This is a genomic window from Telluria sp. AZSoR62 (assembly GCF_058111565.1).
This window is the reverse complement of record NZ_JBYTST010000219.1, coordinates 1-305: the sequence shown is the minus strand read 5'-3', so window position 1 is coordinate 305 and position 305 is coordinate 1. Positions and strand designations below refer to the sequence as shown.

Here is a 305-nt window from a genome sequence, read left to right as displayed (position 1 = left end):
CGGGCCGGGGCCGCGGAGTGGAGATCGAGGAGGGCACCTTCTCCTTGGCGGACCATGAGGACTTCCTTGCCCGGAACAGCGACTCGATCGAGGTGTTCCGCGCGAAGCAGGCGGCAGCGTTCACCGTCGAACGCCAAGCGTGGGCCGACGCTGGTGAGTTTGACCGCGCCGACGCAGCAGCCGCCGTTATTCCGATCGCCGAAGAGCTGGTGGTTCCCGAGGGAGGAACGCTGGTTGCCGCGCCTTTCGCCGCGAGCGTGTGGAAGGTGGATGTGGCTCCCGGTGACCGGGTCGCCAAAGACCAG

At 67.5% G+C, this 305-nt stretch carries 1 protein-coding gene; it reads left to right on the top strand.

The window, feature by feature from the left end:
* Positions 1-17: 17 nt before the first annotated feature.
* The coding region (locus AC3XQU_RS23570) for a hypothetical protein (protein WP_489876566.1) at positions 18-305 on the top strand (288 nt) is incomplete at its 3' end.